This is a genomic window from Hydrogenophaga defluvii (assembly GCF_042665235.1).
Classification (GTDB): domain Bacteria; phylum Pseudomonadota; class Gammaproteobacteria; order Burkholderiales; family Burkholderiaceae_C; genus Hydrogenophaga; species Hydrogenophaga defluvii_A.
In genome coordinates this window covers 69,411-89,766 of the sequence record NZ_JBHTBZ010000089.1, presented here as the reverse complement: position 1 = coordinate 89,766, position 20,356 = coordinate 69,411, and the positions used below count along the sequence as shown (strand labels likewise).

The window sequence follows — 20,356 nt, the reverse complement described above, 5'->3', positions numbered from 1 at the left end:
CGCGACGAGGGTGCCTATGCAAGACGGCGTCGACAACGAGCTGGAGGCGCTGCTGCAGTTTCTCTACCAGTCCCCGGTGGGGCTGGTGCAGACCGATGCCGAGGGTGACATCACCCTGATCAACCCGATGGCCGCGCAGCTGTTGATGCCACTGGCGCCTGACGGCCAGTTGGGCAATTTGCTGGACGTGCTGGACCCGGTGGCGCCGCAGCTGCGCCCCCTGCTGCACGACAACGGCGGCGCCCCCGGCCCGGTGTGCGAGGCCTTGCGCATCCACCTGCCCTTGCCCAACGGGCACACCAACGGACACGCGACACGCGCACAGCCCAGCACCACCACGCTGGAGTTGCGTCTGGTGCGGCTGGCGGCCGACAAGCTGATGGCCAGCCTCAGCGACGTGTCGCTGCTGGAGCAGGCCGAACAGCGCCGCCTGGAGGACCGCCTTCGCGATGCGGCACGGATCGACACCCTGACCTCGCTGCCCAACCGCTCGGTGGCGCTGGAGCGCATCGAGGCCGCGTTGCACGCCGCCCGCCAGCCCGATGGGGCGGCGTTTGCGGTGCTCTTCGTCAATGGCGACCGGTTCAACCGCATCAACGTCACCATGGGCCAGGCCGGCGGCGACGAGTTGCTGCGCCAGATGGCCGCCCGCCTGATGGGCATGGTGCGCCTGGGCGACGCCGTGGCCCGCACCGGCGACGGCAAACACACACCGGTGCGCCTGAGCGGCGACGAGTTTGTGGTGGTGATGGAAGACCTGCGCCACCCCGCCGACGCCAGCGGCCTGGCGGCGCGGGTCGTGGAAGTGCTGGGCAAACCCTACCGCATCGGCAACGAGCCGGTGTTCGCCTCGGTCAGCGTGGGCGTGACCCTGGGCCACGGCCAACAACCCAACGGCGACGCGGTGCTGCAGGAAGCCAGCCTGGCCATGCGCGAGGCCAAACTGGCCGGAGGTGCGCGGCACAAGGTCTTCACCGCCGAGATGCGCGAACGCGCCTGGTGGCGTGGCGTGGTGGAAGATGACTTGCGCCAGGCGGTGCAGGCCGGCCAGTTGTATGTGGTGTACCAACCGATTGTGCGGCTGGGTTCGATGGAAGCCGCTGGCATGGAGGCCCTGGTGCGCTGGAACCACCCGGTGCGCGGCCTGGTGTCGCCGGCGGACTTCATTCCCATCGCGGAGGAGAGTGGCCTGATCGGCCCGGTGTCGGCCTTTGTGCTGCGTGCCGCCTGCACCTGTTTTGTGCAATGGCGCCAGACCTTGGGCCACCAGGCGCCTGGGCTGATGTCGGTCAACCTCTCACGCGCGCAACTGAGCAACCCCACCCTGCCGGACGAGGTGGCCGAGGTTTTGCGCGGCGCTGGCATGCCGCCGGCCTGCTTGCAGTTGGAAGTGACCGAAAGCCTCGCGGCCCAGGACGAAAGCGTGCAGGCGCGCCTGCGCGAGCTCAAGGGCCTGGGCCTCACGCTGGCGCTGGACGACTTCGGCACGGGCTACTCGTCGCTGGCCAGCCTGCACCAGTTGCCGGTGGACGTGGTCAAGATCGATCGGTCCTTCGTGAGCCAGCTCGAATCCAGCGAATACCACCGCGTGCTGGTGCAGGCCACCGTGCGCGTGGCCCGCACCCTGGGCATGCGAACGGTGGCCGAGGGTGTGGAAACGCCGGGCCAGGCCCAGTTGCTGCAGGCCTTGCAATGCGACAAGGGGCAGGGCTACCTGTACGGCCGGCCGCTGACGGAGGCACAAGCCACCGACTGGCTGCGGCAACAAGCCCGCCCCACCGCGCCCGCGGCGCCCATGCCGGCTGCGCCCCCAGCCAGCGGGCTGCCCAGCCCGTTCGCCTGCACCCGCCTGCAGGAATTGCTGGACCACTCGCAACTGGCGGTGGCGGTTTTCGACCCCCAAGAGCGGCTGGCGTACGCCAACCAGTCGTACCGCAGCCTGTACTGGGATCGGCCGGAGGGCACACCCACGTGGGAAGAGGTGATGCGCGAGGCCTACCGCAGCCGCAAGGGCCTTCTGATCGACACGGCGGACATCGATGGCTGGCTGACCGACGTGCGCAAGCGCTACCGACAGCAGCCGCTGCGCCGCTTCGAGTCCGACATCGCCGATGGGCGCTGGCTGCGCGTGACCGAAGAAACCCGGCCCGATGGCTGGCAGTTGTGTGTGTCCACCGACGTGACCAGCCTCAAATCGACCGAAGCCGACCTGCGCCGCGCGCGCGACGCCGCCATGCTGGCAGCCATCACCGACCCGCTGACCGAACTGCCCAACAGGCGCTTCGTGTTCGAGCGCCTGCAGTCCCTGCTGGCACTGGCACAAACTTCCAACCGGCCCTTGACGGTGGTGCTGATCGACCTGGACGAATTCAAGGCCATCAACGACCAGCACGGCCACGCGGTGGGCGATCAGGTGCTGGTGGGCTTCTCGCAGCGGCTGGCGCAGTCGGTGCGCCAGCGCGACGCGGTAGGTCGCATCGGCGGCGAAGAATTCCTGCTGGTGCTCACCGACACCGGCCATGAAGGCGCACTGCGCGTGGTCAACGAGTTGCGCTCGCTGTTCGCCGCCGACACCCTGCCCCACCTGCCCCCAGGCGTGCACATTGGCTTCTCCACCGGCATCGCCCAGGCCGACGCCAACGACACCGCCGACACCCTGTGGCAGCGTGCCGACCGGGGCCTGTACCGCGCCAAGGACAGTGGCCGTGGCCGCGACGTGTTTGTGCCGCCAACGCCCCCCACCTGACACCGCCGCGCTGGCTACACTGCCCGCATGCTTGATTTCGACGTGGTGATCGTGGGTGCCGGCGCGGCCGGCCTGTTCTGTGCCGGTGTGGCCGGGCAGTTGGGGCAGCGGGTCTTGCTGATCGACCACGCGGACAAAGTGGCTGAAAAAATCCGCATCTCCGGTGGTGGCCGTGCCAACTTCACCAACCGCGACCTCGATCCCCGCGCGCCGCAGAAACACTACCTGGGCGAGAACCCGCACTTCTGCCGCTCGGCGCTGTCGCGCTACACCCCCACCGACTTCACCGCCCTGCTGCAGCGGCACGGCGTGCCCTTCCACGAAAAACACAAGGGCCAGCTCTTTTGTGACCGTTCGGCCGAGGACCTGATCAAGGTGTTGCTGCGCGAATGCGAAACCGGCGGCGTGACCCGCTGGCAGCCCTGCGCGGTGAAGGCGGTGGCCCATGGCGCGGATGGCTACACCCTGGAGACGGGCCAAGGCAGCGTGCGCGCACCGGCCCTGGTGGTGGCCACCGGCGGTCTGCCTATTCCCAAAATCGGTGCCACCGACTGGGGCCTGCGCATCGCCCGGCAGTTTGAGTTGCCCGTGGTGCCCACCCGGCCCGCCCTGGTGCCCCTGACCTTCGACGAGCAGGCCTGGGCGCCGTTTGCCGAACTGGCCGGTCTGGCCTTGCCCGTGCACATCGAAACCGGCGACAAAAAAACCAAGGGCGCTTTCGACGAAGACCTGCTGTTCACGCACCGGGGCCTGTCGGGCCCGGCGGTGCTGCAGATTTCGAGCTACTGGCGCGAAGGCCAGCCCTTGCGCCTGGACCTGCTGCCAGGCGTGAACCTGCTTCACACGCTGACCGAGCGCAAGTTGTCCAGCCGGCGCCTGCTGGCCAACGAGTTGTCTAGCCTGCTGCCCAGTCGCCTCGCGGACACCTGGGCCGCACAAGACCCGCTGCTGCAACGCCCCACGAATGAGGTGCCCGACAAGGCCCTGGCCCGGCTGGCCGAAGGCCTGCAGCGCTGGCAGCTCACACCCACCGGCACCGAGGGCTACCGCAAGGCCGAGGTGATGGCCGGCGGCGTGGACACCAAAGCCTTGTCGTCACAGACCATGGAATCCCAGCAGCCCGGGCTGTACTTCATCGGCGAGGTGGTGGACGTGACGGGCTGGCTCGGCGGCTACAACTTCCAGTGGGCGTGGGCCAGCGCATATGCCTGCGCCCAGGCGCTCGCCGCACGCGGCTGAATCAGTTCAGCGCGGCCTCCAGCCGCTCGCACAAGGTGCGCAGCACCTCGATGCGTGACCACAGCTTGTCGTCGGACGCGATCACGTGCCAGGGCGAGGTGCGGGTCGAGGTGCGGTCGATCATGTCGCCCACGGCCTGGGCGTACAGCGGCCACTTGGCGCGGTTGCGCCAGTCGTCCTCGGTGATTTTGTACTGTTTGTGGGCGGTGTTTTTGCGTTCCTCGAAACGGCGCAACTGCTCCTCGGGCGTGATGGCCAGCCAGAACTTGACCACCACGGCGCCGGCCTCGCTGAGCTGTTCCTCGAACTCGTTGATTTCACCGTAGGCGCGCATCCAGGCGGCCTCGGTGCAAAAGCCCTCGACCCGCTCGACCAGCACACGGCCGTACCAGGAGCGGTCGAACAGCGTCATGTGGCCCTGGTGCGGGATGTAGCGCCAGAAACGCCACAGGTACGGCTGGGCACGTTCGTTCTCGTTCGGCGCGGCCACCGGCACCACGCGGTAGTGCCGGGCGTCCAGGGACTGGGTGACGCGGCGCAAGGTGCTGCCTTTGCCTGCGGCGTCCATGCCCTCGAACACCAGCACCAATGAGCGCTGCTGCGTCTCGAGGCGGCGGCTCAGGCCATTGAGGCGGCCTTGCAGCAGCTCCAGTTGGTCTTCATACCGTTTGCGGGACAGGTGGCGGCCGTAGTCTTGTGCGGCCAGCAGGCTCAGCCCGTCCAGTGCGGGGGCGGACAAGGCCGCCGGTGTGGCCGTGGTCACCCGCTCCGGCACGGCCGGCTTGGCCTTGAGACTGGCGTTGAGAGCATCCAACAGCAGCCGCCCCGCCGTCAACGAACGGTAGGCGGGGTCAGCGCCTTCGATCACACGCCAGGGCGCGTCGCCGGTGCTGGTCTTGCGCAAGGCTTCTTCGCTGGCCACCACCCACTGGTCGTGTTGCTTGAGGTGGTTCCACTCCTGGGTGGTCACGCGCCAGGCGGTCTTGGGATCGGATTCGAGCAGCTTGAAGCGCGCCTTGGCGGCTTTTTTGGACAGGTGGAACCACAGCTTGAGCAACACCACCCCTTCGGACACCAGCATCTGCTCGAACTGCCGTATGCGCTCCAACCGGTGAAGAAAACGGTCGTGTTTGTCATGCCCGACGACATGATCGGTCAGTGGGTCGGTGTACCAAGACCCAAACAAGATGCCAATGTGCCCCTTGGGCGGCAACACCTGCCAAAAACGCCACATGTCAGGGCGCCCATCGCTGCCGGCCGGGCCAAAGGCCTCGGTGCGGATGTGGCGCGGGTCCATCCACTCGTTGAACAGGTTGACCGTCTCGCCTTTGCCGGCACCCGGCACACCATTGACGAGCACCACCACCGCTGCGCGGGCCTGGCGCAACAGCTCGTACTGCGCACCCAGCAGGGCCTCGCGCAGCTGAGGCTCCTCGCGCTTGTAACTGGCTTTGTCGATCTGGTGGCCAATTTCTGCCGATTCGAACACAGGCATCCTCCGGGTGTGGGTGAACGGGCACTGTAGCAGGGCGTGACAAGCGCGCCACTCGCGCTATAATGCTGGGCTTTTCTGGCAAACCCCGTCGGCCAATACTTTTCACAGACGGGGAAACACCTCGGGAAAATGCTCCCGGCACAGGGCTTGATCTACCCGGTGCTCCATTTTGAAACCATTAGCTAATGACCACCATCCGCGTTAAAGACAACGAGCCGTTTGACGTCGCACTGCGTCGCTTCAAGCGCACCATCGAAAAACTGGGCCTGCTGACCGATCTGCGTGCCCGCGAGTTCTACGAAAAGCCCACCGCCGAGCGCAAGCGCAAGAAGGCTGCTGCCGTCAAGCGCCACTACAAGCGTGTGCGCTCCATGCAGCTGCCCAAGAAGCTGTACTGAGCACCGCCGGTGCCACCGCTGAGGTGGCCCTGCGAACAAGCCCGCTGGAGGACGCTCAGGCGGGCTTTTTTGTTTCTGAATCCCATTCCCCACACCGCGAGACACACCATGGCACTCAAGGACCAGATCACCGAAGACATGAAAACCGCCATGCGCGCCAAGGATTCGGCGCGCCTGGGCACCATCCGCCTGTTGCAGGCGGCCATGAAGCAGAAGGAAGTGGACGAGCGCATCACACTGGACGACGCCGCGGTCATCGCCATCGTGGACAAACTGGTCAAGCAGCGCAAAGACTCCATCGAAGCCTTCCAGAAAGCCGACCGCCAGGACCTGGTGGACCAGGAGCAGGCGGAGTTGCTGGTGCTGCAAGCCTACCTGCCAGCGCGCCTGAGTGCCGACGAGGTGGCAGCCGAGGTCAAGTCCATCGTCACGGAGCTGGGCGCCGAACTGGGACGTGTTGTGGGCCCGGGCGACATGGGCAAGGTCATGGGCGCTGTCAAACAGAAGCTGGCCGGCAAAGCCGACATGGGCCAAGTCAGCGCAGCGGTCAAAGCGGCGTTGGCCGGTTGAGCGCACCGCCCTCGCCGTCCAGCCACAAGGCGCGCACCACCCACAAGCCAGCCTCGCGCAAGGCGGCTGGAGTAAGGTCGGCCCAGGCCAAGGCCGAGCGCTGAACCGCCCCGCCCGTGGGCCGCGCGCGGGCCCGCCAGCGTCCGACCAAAGTGGCCATGGCCAAAGCCTCGTCCTGGCGCCAGGCCAGCCGGTGGACGTGGTCGTCCAAACCAGGTGGACACGCCTCAGGCAGCCCGCCCCACACACCCGCTTGCTGCAAACGCAGCAAGGCCTCGGAGTGCATCCGGTCGCTGCGCGCCAGCGCCAGCGCCTTGTCGTCATTGGCCGCGCAGCCCACGCCCGCGACGCCAAACAGCGGCCCGCTGCGCGACCATTGAAAACTGATGGCCACGGACAAACCGTGTGAATGGCACACGATCAGATCGCGCACACCGTCGGCCGGCTGCGGGGCTGAGGCGGCACGCTGCTGGCGCGCCAATGCCTGCCAAAGCGGCAACATCGCACGCCGTTTGATCTGCTGATGCTGCGCGGCCGACCTGGCTGCCGCCAGCGCGTCGGCACAGGCCAAGCCATCCAGGTCGCCCACCACGCGACCGTTGGCGAGTCGGAAGGGCGCGTAAACCCGCGCCGCCGGCATCCAGACGTCACGCCGCTGTTCATCACCCGCCCACATGCGCACCCAAGGCCCTGGGCCAGTGCCGTGCGGTGGCTGAGGCGGGTGCTTGGTCAACGCCTCCGCATCCCAGAACCCGGCGGCATGCCGCGCCATCGCCCGATGCAACGCCTGCTGACAGGCTTCGTCGGCGCTGGGGGCGGTGGCCGTTGCATCGGGACGCAAAGCTTGGGCCGCCGACCCCATCACCTCCACGCCCTCCGCCACACATGTGACACAGCCTGGCACCACCGAATGACAGACCAGCCGCCGCACGGGTCCGCTCGCCAAGGCATGGGCAAGTGATGGCGAAACCGAGCCAGATGGCTGGTGCGCACCCCCTGGGGCGGGTTCAAAAACGGTTTGTCCAAGGGGCAAGGTCTGGCCCGGACGGTGCGGCTCTGCGGCCATGTTGCTCTCCCTGAAACAGCGCCCGGCCATGTGCAGCCGGGGCGCACAGAGTATCAAGCAAAGTCAGTCGAGGTCAACGAAACGAGCATTGTTCGCATTTTTTACGAGAAAAAGTGTCGCAGTTGCCGTGAATGCAAATATTCAATGATCACAATTTTGCAGTTTGAGTGACAACACCATCACGATCCTCCTTCACCACCGCCCCAGGATCAGCCCACACCCCACCACGGCCAACACCGCCCCGCCCCAGGCACCAGCGGCAGGCCGCCGGCCATAGACCCACCACAACAAGGGCAACAACAGCACCGGGGACACCGACGACAACAGGCCCACCAGGCCCGCACTGCCGTGGGCCAAGGCCTGCAAGATCAGTGTCATGCCCAGCGCCAGGGCCACGGCCGCACTGACGAAGGTGAAGCCCAGATCGCGCACGTTCAGGTGCGCGCGGTTGCGCGCCAGCTGCCAGCCGCTGAGCCACAGCAGGGCATGGGCGCCAAATCCCGCTGTCATGCGCACCGCAGACGCGGCCATGGGGTCCACGCCGGTGCTCATCAAGGGCTTGAGGATGAGGGTGCCCACCGACTGCCCGAGTGCCGACGTGAGGCCCAGCGCCACGCCCACCGCAAGGCGCCCGCGCGTGGCCTCCCAGCGGTGGGCTTCGTCCTCGCGTTTGCCAAAGGCAATGGCCGTCATGACACCGCCCACCAGCAAGGCACTGCCCAGCAGGGCGAAGCCCTGGATGCGCTCGCCCAGAAAGGCCCAGGCCAACACCGCCGAAAACAGCGCATGGGTGGCAAAAAGGATGCCCGAACGGCGCGGGCCCAGGCGGTTCATGCAGGCAAACAAGGCCGTGTCACCCACGAAGATGCCAATGAGGCCGGAAACCACCAGCAAGCCCACGCCGTCCCAGGCCAGGCTGCGCCAGCCGCCGGTGAAGGAAACGATGGCCCACAGGATCAACGAGGCAAACACCATGCGCCAGCGCGTGAAGGCGAATGCCCCCATGTGAGCAGATGCGGTGGCAGAAAACAGGCTGGCCGTGGCCCAGCAGGCAGCGGCCAGCAAGGCCAGGGATTCGACGGGCATGGGTTCAATCGGCGGCAGGGCGAACCCAACATTGTCGCCGTGTCATACCATGGGCCATGAAAATCGATTTCGATGGCGTGCAGGCCTTTGTGCTGGTGGCCGAGCTGGGCGGCTTCAACAAGGCCGCCGAACAACTGCACATCACCCAAACCGCGCTCACCCGTCGCATCCAAAAACTGGAGGCCTACCTCGGCCTCATGCTGCTGGACCGCACCACACGGCGGGTGGACCTCACCGCCGTGGGCAAAGAATTCCTGCCCAAGGCGCGGCACATCGTGTTCGAGATGACGGCGGCGGTGGAACGTTTGAAGGACATGTCGCAGAACGCGCGCGGCAACTTCACGCTGGCTTGTATTCCCTCCATGACCTCGCACGTGCTGCCCGAGGTCATTCGCCGCTACGCCAGCCAGTACCCCGACAACCGCATCCGCCTGCTCGACGGCGCCTCCAACGAGGTGCGCGAAGCGGTGCTCAACGGCCAGGCCGAGCTGGGCATTGCGGTGGCTGGCGACAAACACCCCGACCTGTCGGAAACCGTGTTGTTCGCCGACCCACTGGTCTTCCTCTGCCACACACCCCACCCTTTGCAGCACCACAAGACCGTGAGCTGGCGCGACATGCGCGATGCCGAGCTGATTGGTGTGAGCAGCTTCATGGCCACCCGGGTGTTCATGGACTACCAACTGGCCAAGCGCGGCATACGCCTGCACGGCAACTACGAGGTGCAGCACCACGCCACCGCCGTCAACCTGGTGGCAGCCGGGGTGGGCAGCGCCATCCTGCCGTCGTCCACCTTCAAGACCGGCGACCGCCCGAACGTCCTCAAAATTCCGCTGGTGCAACCCTCGGTCAAACGCAAGGTGGTGTTGCTGCAACGCCAGCGTGGCGGGTTGTCGCCTGCGGCAGAGGCCTTCCATATGCTGCTGCGTGGCATGTCATTCAAGATTTGACGTTCATGCGTCAAACGCAATAGTCTTAACCCAGGTTTCATTTATCAAAACAATGACCAACTAAGAGAATTCGCTCCATTCCAACTGGAGGCAAGTTCTCATGGGCACAGATGTGCTGGTCATCGGCGGCGGCAACGCCGCCCTCTGCGCGGCCCTCATGGCCGCCGAAGCGGGGGCCCGGGTGCTGCTGCTCGAAGCCGCACCGCGCGCCTGGCGCGGCGGTAACTCGGGCCACACCCGCAACCTGCGCTGCATGCACGACGCGCCGCAAGACGTGCTGGTCGATGCCTACCCGGAAGAAGAGTACTGGCAAGACCTGCTCAAGGTCACCGGCGGGCGCACCAACGAACACCTGGCGCGCCTGACCATCCGCGCCTCGTCCACCTGCCGCGACTGGATGCGCCGCCACGGCGTGCACTTCCAGCCGCCGCTGTCGGGTGCGCTGCACGTGGCCCGCACCAACGCCTTTTTCATGGGTGGCGGCAAGGCGCTGGTCAATGCCTACTACCGCAGCGCCGAACGGCTGGGTGTGCAAATCCGCTACGAATCGCCGGTGGACCGGCTGGAAATCGAGAATGGGCGCTTCGTGGCCGCCCATGTGAAAGGCGAACGCATCACCGCCAAGACCTGCGTGCTGGCGGCTGGCGGCTTCGAATCCAACCGCGAGTGGCTGCGCGAGGCCTGGGGCCAAAACGCGCGCGGCGAATGGCCAGCCGACAACTTCCTGATCCGTGGCACGGCCTACAACCAGGGCGTGTTGCTCAAGCACCTTTTGGACGACCACCAGGCCGACGGCATTGGCGACCCGACCCAGGCCCACATGGTGGCCATCGACGCCCGCGCGCCGCTGTACGACGGTGGCATCTGCACCCGCATCGACTGCGTGTCGCTGGGCGTGGTGGTCAATCGGGAGGCGCGGCGCTTCTACGACGAGGGCGAGGACTTCTGGCCCAAGCGCTACGCCATCTGGGGTCGCCTGGTGGCCCAGCAGCCGGGGCAGATCGCCTACTCCATCATCGACGCCAAGGCCATCGGCCGCTTCATGCCCCCGGTGTTCCCGGGCGTGAAGGCCAACACCTTGCCTGAATTGGCGCAGCAACTGGGCCTGGACGTGGACACCTTCATGGCCACGCTGGGCAGCTACAACGCGGCCTGCGTGCAGGGCCAGTTCGACCACACCCAGCTGGACAACTGCCACACCGAAGGCCTGGCGCCGCCTAAAACCCACTGGGCCCGCCCCATCGACACCGCTCCTTTCTACGCCTACGCCGTGCGCCCAGGCGTGACCTTCACCTACCTGGGCCTGCACACCGACGACACCGCCGCCGTGCGCTTTGGCGGCCAGCCCAGCAACAACCTGTTCGTGGCCGGCGAAATGATGGCCGGCAACGTGCTGGGCCAGGGCTACACCGCGGGCGTGGGCATGTCGATCGGCACCGCCTTTGGCCGCATCGCCGGCAGCAATGCAGCACATGCCGCCCTCAACACTGGAGCACGCCCACATGCAAGCGCTTGAAGCCCTCACCCGCGACGCGCGCGCCCTGGCCAACGGCGAGATCGTGACCGCGCCCGAAGCCGAGGTCGCGCGCCAGATGACGATCTGCAACGCCTGCCGCTATTGCGAAGGCTTTTGCGCCGTGTTCCCGGCCATGACGCGCCGGCTCGAATTCGGCAAGGCCGACGTGCACTTCCTGGCCAACCTGTGCCACAACTGCGGTGCCTGCCTGCACGCCTGCCAGTACGCGCCGCCGCACGAATTTGCCATCAACGTGCCGCAGGCCATGGCCCAGGTGCGAGGCCAAACCTACGCCGACTACGCCTGGCCACCGGCGCTGGGCAAGCTGTACCAACGCAACGGTCTCACGCTGTCGGTGGCCCTGGCCGCCGCACTGGCCCTGTTCCTGGTGCTGGCGGTGGCCACCCAAGGTCGCCTGTGGGGCGCGGTGGGTGCGGGCGGCTTCTACGCCATCTTCCCGCACAACCTGCTGGTGGGCCTGTTCGCACCGGTGTTCCTGTTCGTGGTGTTCGCGCTGGGCATGGGCGTGCGCCGCTTCTGGCGCGACGTGTCGCCCGCCACCAGCGGTGCACCCTTGAGCCTGCCGGCCTCGGCCGAGGCCACCCACGACGTGCTGCGCCTCAAATACCTTGACGGGGGTCATGGCGACGGTTGCCACAACAACGACGACGCCTACACGTTGTCGCGCCGGCGCTTCCACCACCTCACATTCTACGGCTTCCTGTTGTGTTTTGCTGCCACCAGCGTGGCCACCATTTACCACTACGTGTTCGGCTGGGTCGCACCATACGAGCTGCCCTCTTTGCCCAAGCTGCTCGGCGCTGTCGGCGGCCTCAGCCTGATGGTGGGCACGGCTGGCCTGTGGCACCTGAACCGCCGCCGTCACCCCGCGCACGGCGATGCAAAACAAAAGCCCATGGACCTGGGCTTCATCGCCCTGCTCTTCCTCACCAGTGCCAGTGGCCTGGCGCTGTGGCTGGGGCGTGGCAGCGCCGCCCTGCCGCTGCTGCTGTGCCTGCACCTAGGCGCTGTGATGGCCCTGTTCGCCACCCTGCCCTACGGCAAGTTCGCCCACGGCGTGTTCCGCACCGCAGCGCTCTTGCGCCATGCGGTGGAAAAACGCCAGCCCAACCCCATCGGCCTGGGCGCCGACTGACCTACCCCACCCCCGTCGCTTGCCCGCTTCGCGTGGCCGCATCCCCCCTCAAGGGGGCGACACCAGCCGTCCGGCAAAGCCGGCCCGGCGGTGTCCCCCGGAATGGGTTGCGTCAGCCGATGCGGACAACACGCCGGACCCCTTCCCCACCCCACCACGGAGACATGACATGAACAAACGCCACATCCTCACCACGGCCGCCTGCGCGGCGCTGCTGGCACTCGCCGCGCCCTGGGCCCAGGCCCAGGACTTTCCGCCCAAGAAGCCGGTGACCATCGTGGTCGGCTTCGCGGCCGGCGGCGCGGCCGACGCGGCGGCGCGCATCATCGCCAAGAAGCTGGGCGACAACATCGGCGTGCCGGTGGTCATCGACAACAAGCCGGGCGCGGGCGGCAACATCGCGCACCAGTACGTGGCCCAGGGCAATGCCGACGGCAGCGTGTTGCTGTTCGGCTCGGTGGGCCCGCTGTCCATCGCACAGCACCTGATGAAGCTGCCCTACGACCCGGTGAAGGACCTGGCGCCCATCACCATGGGCGTGAACTTCCCCAACGTGCTGGTGGTGCATTCGGGCACCAAGATCAAGACCATTGCCGAGTACGTCGCGTTTGCCAAGGCCAACCCTGGCAAGTTGGACTATGCCTCCACCGGCAACGGCTCGGCCTCGCACCTGGCCGGCGAGCTGCTGGATGACATGGCCAAGATCGACACCCTGCACGTGCCCTACAAAGGCGGTGCCCCGGCACTGCAAGACCTGCTGGGTGGTCGTGTGGCCGCGTACTTCTCGACGCTGAACACCGCACAACCGCACATCCAGAGCGGCAAGCTGGTTCCGCTGGCCAGCACGGGGGCCAAGCGCCTGCCACAACTGCCGCAGGTGCCCACCATCGCCGAGTCCGGTTTCCCGGGCTACAGCGCCACCAACTGGTACGCCTTCGTGGCCTCGTCCAAGGTGCCCACGGCCATGCTCGACCGCTGGAACACCGAGCTGGTCAAGGTGCTGAAGAACCCCGAGGTGATCAACGAGCTCAACGCCCACGGCATGCCGCCCCAGCCCGGCACCCGCGAGGAGCTGGCCAAGGAAATCGAGCGCGAATCCGTCACCTGGGGCCGCGTGATCCGCGACCGCAAGATTTCGGTGCAGTAACGCCATACCCCAAAGAGGAGACACACCATGCGTTTCACATCCACCCTCACCCGCCGCGTGGTGGGCGGGCTGCTGCTGGCTTTGCTGACGGCCCAGGCCGCACTGGCTGCCGACATCCGCGTCGTCACCTCCGGCGCCTTCACCGAGGCGTACAAAAAACTGGTTCCCATGTTCGAGGCCGCCACCGGCCATCGGGTCATCAGCTCGTACGGTGCGTCCATCGGCAACGCCCCCGACTCGATTCCCAGCCGCTTCGCGCGCGGTGAGTCGTTCGACATGGTCATCCTGTCCGAAGGTGGGCTGGAGGCGCTGATGAAGGACGGCAAGCTGGTGCCCGGCTCGCGCGTGGACATCGTGCGATCGCAGATCGGCGCGGCCGTGCGCAAGGGCACGCCCAAGCCCGACATCAGCACCGTGGCCGCCTTGAAGCAGACGCTGCTGAACGCCTCATCCGTGGCCTACTCGGCCAGTGCAAGTGGCACCTACCTGTCCACCGAACTGTTCGCCAAGCTGGGCGTGCAGGAACGCCTGGCCCAGACCGGCAAAAAGATCCTCAGCGAACGGGTGGGCGCGGTGGTGGCGCGGGGCGACGCGGAGCTGGGCTTCCAGCAGGTGAGTGAGCTCATCTATTTCAAGGAGCTGGATTTCATTGGCACCCTGCCCGACGAGGTCCAACAAACCATCTTCTTCTCGGCCGGTTTGGTGCAAGGCGCACAACAACCCGAACTGGCGCGCCAGCTGCTGCACTTCCTGACCTCGCCCGCCGTGGCCGAAACCGTGCGCGCCACAGGGCTGGACCCGGTGGCCCAAGGCACGGCGGGCGCCGCAAAGTGAGCCCCACCGCCCGCCCGGCCCCGCGCAGCCTGGGCGAGCTGTTCTGGGCCTTCTCCTGGCTGTCGCTGCAAGGTTTTGGCGGGGTGTTGGCGGTGGTGCACCGCGAGCTGGTGGACAAACGCCGCTGGCTCACCGAAGCCGAGTTTCTGGAAGACTGGGCCGTGGCGCAGGTGATGCCCGGCCCCAACGTGTGCAACCTGGCCCTGATGTTCGGTGACCGCCACGCGGGTTGGCGTGGCGCGGCCACCGCCCTGGCTGGGCTGCTGGCCTTGCCCATGCTGCTGTTGCTGGCCCTGGGCACCTTGTTCACGCAAGGGGCAGATCAGCCGCTGGTGGCCGGCGCGCTGCGTGGCATGGGCGCGGTGGCGGCGGGCTTGATGGCCGGTGCCGGCCTCAAGCTGCTGACCAGCTTGCGCGGGCACGTGCTGGGTTTTGTGCTGGTGCTGCTGCTGGCCGCGCTCTCTTTCCTCGGGGTGGTGGTGCTGCACCTGGGGCTGCACCTCATCGTGCTAGGCGTGGGCGGACTGGCCTGCCTGCTCACCGCCAATGCATTGCACCGGAAGCGGGCACCATGAACCTGGCCGACTGGGCGCATCTGCTGCTCTACCACCTGTCGATCTCGTTGCTGGCGGTGGGAGGTGCCATCACCCTGGTGCCCGATCTGCACCGCTTTCTGGCCACCGACCAGCGCTGGCTGACCGATTTGCAGTTCACCCAGTCGGTCACGCTGGCGCAGGCCGCGCCGGGCCCCAATGTGTTGTTCATCGCCCTGGTGGGCTGGAACGTGGGCCACAACGCGGCCGGCCCGCAGGCGGGCGCGGTGCTCACCGCCCTGCTCTCCACTGCGGGCGCACTGATCTGCACCCTGGGCGTGCTCGCCCCCAGTTCGCTGTTGACGGTGTGGGCCACGCGCTGGTGCCAGCGGCACCGCGAGCAGCTGGGCGTGCAATCCTTTCGCCAAGGCATGGCGCCCATTGTGGTGGGCGTGCTGCTGGCCACCAGTTGGTTGCTGGGCCGTGCCAGCGGCACCCCCCGGCTGGACGCGGGCCTGTGGCTGCTGACCCTGGGCAGCGCCTTGCTCATTTGGCGCACCCGCCTGCACCTGCTGTGGATGCTGGCCGTGGGCGCCGCGCTGGGTGCCCTGGGTTGGGTCTAAAAACACGCTGTGGCAACGACGCGACCGCTCTGGATGAAGGGGCCAGCAGCCTTCTTGCTCACGAACAAAGGAAGCGATATTCGGGGAAACCGACCGCAGGCGAGCGCCCGAGCGTCGGCCGCACCCACTCAATCAAATACCGGTCGGAAAAAGCTGCGTTCGTGGCTGATCACGCACCGCGTTTCTTCTGCGTACTTGAACGCGGCCAGGCAATCAGCGTCCTGAAATGACCGCTGCCTGTACAACTCATATTCGGCAAGCGACGGAAAACTGAACAAGGCCAACGCCACGTCGTTTGCGCCCTCCGAAGGAAGGAAGTACCCGTGGTGTTGGCCACCCAGTTTTTCCACCAGCGGAATCCACAAACGCCCGTAATGCTCAAACTCTTTGAGCTTGAAGGGGTCGATGATGTACTTCAAGTAACACGTGATCATTTGAATCTGCTCCCTTGTTTTTGCGCCTGACAGGCTAGAACCTGGTCAGTTCCCAGCAACTTTCATCTTGCCGATGAGGATGGAGCCCACGGTTTTGGCGCCGTAGGCGTAGGCGTCGGCGCCAATGGCCTCGATCTGCTTGAACATGTCGCGCATGTTGCCGGCGATGGTGATCTCTTCCACCGGGTAGGCAATGACACCGTTTTCAACCCAGTAGCCGGCCGCGCCGCGCGAGTAATCGCCGGTGACGTAGTTCACGCCCTGGCCCATGAGCTCGGTGACGAACAGGCCGGTGCCCAGCTTGCGCAGCATCTCGTCGAGGGTGTCGCCCGGCTGGGTCAGGCGGCTGGTCATCACCAGGTTGTGCGAGCCACCGGCGTTGCCGGTGGTGCGCATGCCCAGCTTGCGCGCCGAGTAGGTGCTGAGGAAGTAGCCCAACACCTTGCCGGCGCTGAGCACCTTGCGCTTGGCGGTGCGCACACCTTCGTCGTCAAACGGCGCGCTGCCTTTGCCGCGCATCTGGAAGGGGTCTTCCACGATGTCGATGTGTTTGCTCAGCACCTGTTTGCCCAGGCTCTCGTTCAGGAAGGTGGTCTTGCGGTACAGCGCGCCACCGCTCGTGGCCTGCACGTAGGCGCCCAGCAGGCCGGCGGCCAGCGGGGCTTCGAACAGCACCGGGCATTCGGTGGTGGCGATCTTGCGACCGTGCAGGCGGGCCAGCGCGCGCTCGGCGGCGTAGCGGCCCACCGCCTCGGGGCTCGCCAGCTGCTCGGGCGCACGCATGGAGCTGTACCAGGCGTCGCGCTGCATGTGTTTGCCTTTGCCGGCGATGGGGGCCACGGAGAGGCTGTGGCGCGAACTCGCATAGCCGCCGCTGAAGATGCCGGTCATGCGGCGTTCGCCGCCGCGCATGTGTTCAGCAAAAAAATGCGACTGCTGGGCCGACACGCCCGCGCCCTCGCTGTTGGTGATTTTCTTGCTGGTGGCAAAGGCCGCCGCCTCGCAGGCCAGCGCGATGCGCGCGGCCTCGGCCGAGTCGATGGCCCAGGGGTGAAAGAGGTCGAGGTCGGGGTATTCGTCGGCCACGTCCTCGGGGTCGGGCAAGCCGGCCACCGGGTCTTCGGCGGTGAAACGGGCGATGTCGTAGGCCGCCTGCACCGTCTGGCGCACAGCGTCGGGCGAGAAGTCGGAGGTAGACGCGTTGCCGCGCCGCTGGCCCAGGTAGACGGTCACGCCCAGCGATTTGTCGCGGTTGCGCTCCACGTTCTCCAGCTCGCCCTTGCGCACCGACACGCTCAGGCCCGCCCCCTCGGACACCTCCACCCCGGCGTCGGCCGCCCCCAGGTGTTTGGCATGGCTCAAGGCCACATCGGCCAGCGCTTCGAACTGCGCCCGGGCGTACTGGAAACCCGGGCCGGGTTGTTGGGGATCGATGGACCGGGAAGGGGCTGCGGTGGGCGAAACGGCGCGGGTGGGGGTTTTCTTCATGGCGCGGCTATGATACTTGCCGCTGTCCGCCGGGCCGCGAGGATTCCCCAAAGACCATGTCCCGAAAACCCACCAAAGGTTATTACGTCCGAGGCCACTTCGTGGCCGAAGGCAGCGAGCTCGACCTGGAGCTCAAGCGCGAACTCAAGGGCTCGGTTGAACTGAGTCGCACCGATCTCAAAAAAGAAAGCGACCGCCGCCAGGCGCTGGGCGAAGCCCTGGTGACGCTGCGCGCCGACCTGCTCGCCAAGTTGGGCCTGTCCGACAAGCTGCTCGATGCCCTGGCCGAAGCCAAACGCATCACCAACTTTGAAGGCCGGCGCCGCCACATGCAGTTCATCGGCAAGCTCATGCGCCAGCTCGACGAGGACACCGTGACCGCTGCCCAGGCCGCGCTGGACGAACAGCACAAAGGCTCGGCCGAGGAGTCTTTGGCGCTGCACCAGGCAGAACAGTGGCGCGACCGCCTGATCGCCGAAGAAGACGCGCTGACCGACTGGCTCGCCGCCTTCCCCAACACCGATGTGCAGCGCCTGCGCACCCTCATCCGCCAGGCCCGCAAGGACGCCCAGGGCGTGAAAGAACGCCCAGGTGAGGCGGTGCGCCACGGCAAGTCCTACCGCGAAATCTTCCGGCTGGTGCGTGCGACCTTGCGGGGCAACGACAGCGAAGACGACAGCGCCGACGAAACCGATACCGACCATGAGTGACACCCCACCAACTGCCACCTTCGATGCCGTGCGCATCGGCATCGTCTCCATCAGCGACCGCGCCAGCAGCGGCGTCTACGAAGACAAAGGTTTGCCCGCGCTGCAGGACTGGCTGGCGCGTGCGCTCAAGAACCCGCTCACCTTCGAGCCACGCCTCATCCCCGACGAGCAGGCCACCATCAGCCAGACGCTGATCGACCTGGTGAACGCCGGTTGTGCCCTGGTGTTGACCACCGGCGGCACTGGCCCCGCGCTGCGCGACGTGACGCCCGAGGCCACGCTGGCCGTGGCGCACAAAGAGATGCCGGGTTTTGGTGAACAGATGCGCCAGATCAGCCTGGCCTTTGTGCCCACCGCCATCCTCTCGCGCCAGGTCGCCGTGATCCGCGACAAAAGTCTGATCATCAACCTGCCCGGCCAGCCCAAGGCCATTGCCGAGACGCTGGAGGGTTTGAAGAACGCCGACGGCACCCAGAAGGTGAACGGCATTTTTGCCGCTGTGCCTTATTGCATCGACCTCCTCGGCGGCCCTTACCTCGACACCCACGACGACGTCTGCAAGGCCTTTCGGCCCAAATCCGCCGTGCGCCCCTCGCGCTGATACAGCGCCTGCCATGCCCGTCGTTCTGCGTCACAAGGATTTTCGTTTTTTCTTCTACTCCAACGAAGGGCACCCCCGCGAAGCCCTGCACATCCATGTGCGCAGCGCCGAAGGTGAGGCAAAATTCTGGCTGTCGCCCGCCGTGCTGCTGGCAGACAGTGTGGGTTTCGACGCCAAGACCCTGCGCGAACTGCACGGCGTGGTGATCGACAACGCCGACTTGATTGAAAGGGCATGGCATGAACACTTCGCCTAAATCGGTGCGCATCGATGAAGACACCCTTTGGGTGCTGCTCAACGACGGGCGCACCATCGCCGCGCCTTTGGCCTGGTTCCCGCGGCTGCTGCAGGCATCGCCCGAGCAACGTGCCGAGGTGGCCTTGAGCGCCAATGGGCTTCACTGGGACGCATTGGACGAAGACATTTCTATTCAGGGTCTCCTGGCCGGCCGAGCCGATCTGACCCGCAGCGGCCATGCCGCTCACGCGTGAACACCCAAACACCTATGCACATCACCAAAAACACCGTGGTCACCATGACCTTCAAGGTCACCGACGCCCAAGGCAAGTTGCTTGAAGACGGCAAAGAACCCCGCGCCTACCTGCACGGTGGTTATGGCAACACGCTGCCCCGCGTGGAAGCCGAGCTGGAGGGCAAGGAAGCCGGCTTTCAGACCACGCTGACGCTGCCCCCCGAAGACGCCTTCGGCCCGCGTGATGAGAGCCTGGTGACCACCATGCCCAAGAAGGACTTCCCGCCCGGTGTGAAGGTGGGTGGCGAGATCAAGGGCTATGACGCCAGTGGCCACGAACAGTGGTTCATCGTCAAGAAAATCAAGGGCGACACCGTGCACCTGGACGGCAACCACGCCTATGCCGGGCAGACGCTCAAGTTCGCGCTGAAAGTGATTTCAGTGCGTGCGGCCATTGCAGAAGAAATCGCCCATGGCCATGCACATGGCGCGCACGGGCACCACCACTGAAGAAACTCACTTGCCGACGAGCTGGTTGAGCTTGTCGGCCTCAAAGCACTCTTCTCGCGCGGCGTCCTTGGGCACACAATCCCCCGTTTTCACGCAGTCCTGCAGGCGCTCGATGGCTTGCCACAACATGGCAATCTGGTGCTCCTGCCCGGCGGCGTTGTCGATCAGGCCGCGCATGGCCTGGCTCAACGGGTCGTCGTTCTGCGTCACACCGTAGGCCGAGAAGCCCATCTTGGAGGCGACCTCTTCGCGCTTGGCGTCCACCTCGGCGGCGATGATGCGTGCGGGGTTGCCCACCGCCGTGGCGCCGGCCGGCACCGGTTTGGTGACCACCGCGTTGCTGCCCACCTTGGCGTTGTCGCCCACGGTGAAGCCCCCCAGCACCTTAGCGCCCGCGCCCACCACCACGTTGCGGCCCAGCGTGGGGTGGCGTTTGGCGCCTTTGGTGAGTGACGTGCCACCCAGCGTGACACCCTGGTAGATGGTGGTGCCCTCGCCCACCTCGGCGGTTTCACCGATCACCACGCCCATGCCGTGGTCGATGAACACGCCGGGCGCGATCTTGGCGCCGGGGTGAATTTCGATGCCCGTCATCCAGCGCGAGAGGTGCGAGATGAAACGCCCCAGCCACTTGAAGCCTGCATGCCAACAGGCGTGGGCGCGGCGGTGCAGAAACAGCGCATGCAGGCCGGGGTAGCAGGTCAGCACCTCCCAGGTGCTGCGGGCCGCGGGGTCGTGGTCAAGGATGATGCGGATGTCCGCCCGGGTGCGTTCAAACATAG

22 protein-coding genes are annotated in these 20,356 nt (G+C 66.4%); 16 read left to right on the top strand and 6 right to left on the bottom strand.

What is annotated here, in order from left to right:
• Positions 1-16: 16 nt before the first annotated feature.
• Together ACFQU0_RS21400 and ACFQU0_RS21395 are read left to right on the top strand one after the other, a co-directional pair.
• Positions 17-2,746 carry a diguanylate cyclase domain-containing protein gene (locus ACFQU0_RS21400; protein ID WP_382204226.1) on the top strand — a complete coding sequence of 910 codons (2,730 nt, stop codon included), beginning with the start codon at positions 17-19 and terminating at the stop codon, positions 2,744-2,746.
• A 27-nt stretch (positions 2,747-2,773) separates the two neighbouring features.
• Complete coding sequence (locus ACFQU0_RS21395) at positions 2,774-3,985, top strand: BaiN/RdsA family NAD(P)/FAD-dependent oxidoreductase (RefSeq protein ID WP_382204224.1); 1,212 nt, start codon at positions 2,774-2,776, stop codon at positions 3,983-3,985.
• A 1-nt stretch (position 3,986) separates the two neighbouring features.
• Here the strand turns inward: ACFQU0_RS21395 and pap are convergent, their stop codons facing one another.
• On the bottom strand, positions 3,987-5,474 hold the full coding sequence (gene pap / locus ACFQU0_RS21390) for a polyphosphate:AMP phosphotransferase (protein ID WP_382204222.1): 1,488 nt from the start codon (positions 5,472-5,474) through the stop codon (positions 3,987-3,989).
• Positions 5,475-5,665: 191 nt separating this feature from the next.
• Between pap and rpsU the strand changes: the two genes are divergently transcribed.
• Both rpsU and ACFQU0_RS21380 read left to right on the top strand, forming a co-directional pair.
• Positions 5,666-5,878, top strand: coding sequence for a 30S ribosomal protein S21 (gene rpsU, locus ACFQU0_RS21385; RefSeq protein ID WP_056273869.1), 213 nt, complete (start codon positions 5,666-5,668; stop codon positions 5,876-5,878).
• 108 nt (positions 5,879-5,986) lie between these two features.
• Positions 5,987-6,448 carry a GatB/YqeY domain-containing protein gene (locus tag ACFQU0_RS21380; RefSeq protein ID WP_382204220.1) on the top strand — a complete coding sequence of 154 codons (462 nt, stop codon included), beginning with the start codon at positions 5,987-5,989 and terminating at the stop codon, positions 6,446-6,448.
• Here ACFQU0_RS21380 and ACFQU0_RS21375 read toward each other — a convergent pair.
• Positions 6,426-7,313 carry a hypothetical protein gene (locus ACFQU0_RS21375; RefSeq protein WP_382204218.1) on the bottom strand — a complete coding sequence of 296 codons (888 nt, stop codon included), beginning with the start codon at positions 7,311-7,313 and terminating at the stop codon, positions 6,426-6,428. The genes ACFQU0_RS21380 and ACFQU0_RS21375 overlap by 23 nt on opposite strands.
• Before the next feature lie 393 nt (positions 7,314-7,706).
• On the bottom strand, positions 7,707-8,600 hold the full coding sequence (locus tag ACFQU0_RS21370; protein ID WP_382204216.1) for a DMT family transporter: 894 nt from the start codon (positions 8,598-8,600) through the stop codon (positions 7,707-7,709).
• 56 nt (positions 8,601-8,656) lie between these two features.
• Here ACFQU0_RS21370 and ACFQU0_RS21365 point away from each other — a divergent pair, with 56 nt between their 5' ends.
• The 7 genes from ACFQU0_RS21365 to ACFQU0_RS21335 all read left to right on the top strand — a co-directional run bounded on the left by ACFQU0_RS21365 (position 8,657) and on the right by ACFQU0_RS21335 (position 15,359).
• The gene (locus tag ACFQU0_RS21365) at positions 8,657-9,550 is read left to right on the top strand and encodes a LysR family transcriptional regulator (protein ID WP_382204215.1); all 894 of its coding nucleotides are present in this window, start codon (positions 8,657-8,659) and stop codon (positions 9,548-9,550) included.
• Between the two features lie 100 nt (positions 9,551-9,650).
• Entirely contained in the window at positions 9,651-11,066 is a 1,416-nt protein-coding gene (gene tcuA, locus ACFQU0_RS21360) for an FAD-dependent tricarballylate dehydrogenase TcuA (protein ID WP_382204213.1), read from the top strand.
• The gene (gene tcuB / locus ACFQU0_RS21355; RefSeq protein WP_382204211.1) at positions 11,053-12,222 is read left to right on the top strand and encodes a tricarballylate utilization 4Fe-4S protein TcuB; all 1,170 of its coding nucleotides are present in this window, start codon (positions 11,053-11,055) and stop codon (positions 12,220-12,222) included. Before tcuA ends, tcuB begins: the two co-directional genes overlap by 14 nt.
• Before the next feature lie 169 nt (positions 12,223-12,391).
• The gene (locus ACFQU0_RS21350; protein ID WP_382204209.1) at positions 12,392-13,369 is read left to right on the top strand and encodes a Bug family tripartite tricarboxylate transporter substrate binding protein; all 978 of its coding nucleotides are present in this window, start codon (positions 12,392-12,394) and stop codon (positions 13,367-13,369) included.
• Between the two features lie 27 nt (positions 13,370-13,396).
• Positions 13,397-14,203 (top strand): substrate-binding domain-containing protein, encoded by an 807-nt coding sequence (locus tag ACFQU0_RS21345; RefSeq protein WP_382204208.1) that lies wholly within the window; start codon positions 13,397-13,399, stop codon positions 14,201-14,203.
• Positions 14,200-14,778 (top strand): chromate transporter, encoded by a 579-nt coding sequence (locus ACFQU0_RS21340; protein ID WP_382204206.1) that lies wholly within the window; start codon positions 14,200-14,202, stop codon positions 14,776-14,778. Before ACFQU0_RS21345 ends, ACFQU0_RS21340 begins: the two co-directional genes overlap by 4 nt.
• The gene (locus ACFQU0_RS21335) at positions 14,775-15,359 is read left to right on the top strand and encodes a chromate transporter (RefSeq protein WP_382204204.1); all 585 of its coding nucleotides are present in this window, start codon (positions 14,775-14,777) and stop codon (positions 15,357-15,359) included. The genes ACFQU0_RS21340 and ACFQU0_RS21335 overlap by 4 nt, the downstream gene beginning before the upstream one ends.
• Before the next feature lie 128 nt (positions 15,360-15,487).
• On the opposite strand, the gene ACFQU0_RS21330 is transcribed toward ACFQU0_RS21335, so the two are convergent.
• Both ACFQU0_RS21330 and pmbA read right to left on the bottom strand, forming a co-directional pair.
• Positions 15,488-15,793: an NIPSNAP family protein gene (locus ACFQU0_RS21330; RefSeq protein ID WP_382204203.1), complete on the bottom strand. Its 306-nt coding sequence runs from the start codon at positions 15,791-15,793 to the stop codon at positions 15,488-15,490.
• Between the two features lie 45 nt (positions 15,794-15,838).
• On the bottom strand, positions 15,839-17,281 hold the full coding sequence (gene pmbA / locus ACFQU0_RS21325; protein WP_382204201.1) for a metalloprotease PmbA: 1,443 nt from the start codon (positions 17,279-17,281) through the stop codon (positions 15,839-15,841).
• Positions 17,282-17,337: 56 nt separating this feature from the next.
• Between pmbA and yjgA the strand changes: the two genes are divergently transcribed.
• From yjgA to ACFQU0_RS21300, 5 genes are read left to right on the top strand one after another with little or no spacing between them, the layout of a single operon-like run.
• Positions 17,338-17,991, top strand: coding sequence for a ribosome biogenesis factor YjgA (gene yjgA / locus ACFQU0_RS21320; protein ID WP_382204199.1), 654 nt, complete (start codon positions 17,338-17,340; stop codon positions 17,989-17,991).
• Entirely contained in the window at positions 17,984-18,592 is a 609-nt protein-coding gene (gene mog / locus ACFQU0_RS21315) for a molybdopterin adenylyltransferase (protein WP_382204197.1), read from the top strand. The genes yjgA and mog overlap by 8 nt, the downstream gene beginning before the upstream one ends.
• A gap of 13 nt (positions 18,593-18,605) precedes the next feature.
• Positions 18,606-18,848, top strand: coding sequence for a DUF4160 domain-containing protein (locus tag ACFQU0_RS21310; RefSeq protein ID WP_382204195.1), 243 nt, complete (start codon positions 18,606-18,608; stop codon positions 18,846-18,848).
• Positions 18,832-19,083, top strand: a complete 252-nt coding sequence (locus tag ACFQU0_RS21305; RefSeq protein ID WP_382204193.1) for a DUF2442 domain-containing protein — start codon at positions 18,832-18,834, stop codon at positions 19,081-19,083. Before ACFQU0_RS21310 ends, ACFQU0_RS21305 begins: the two co-directional genes overlap by 17 nt.
• Before the next feature lie 14 nt (positions 19,084-19,097).
• Entirely contained in the window at positions 19,098-19,574 is a 477-nt protein-coding gene (locus ACFQU0_RS21300; RefSeq protein ID WP_382204191.1) for an FKBP-type peptidyl-prolyl cis-trans isomerase, read from the top strand.
• Positions 19,575-19,580: 6 nt separating this feature from the next.
• Here the strand turns inward: ACFQU0_RS21300 and cysE are convergent, their stop codons facing one another.
• Entirely contained in the window at positions 19,581-20,354 is a 774-nt protein-coding gene (gene cysE / locus ACFQU0_RS21295; RefSeq protein WP_382204189.1) for a serine O-acetyltransferase, read from the bottom strand.
• Positions 20,355-20,356 lie beyond the last annotated feature (2 nt).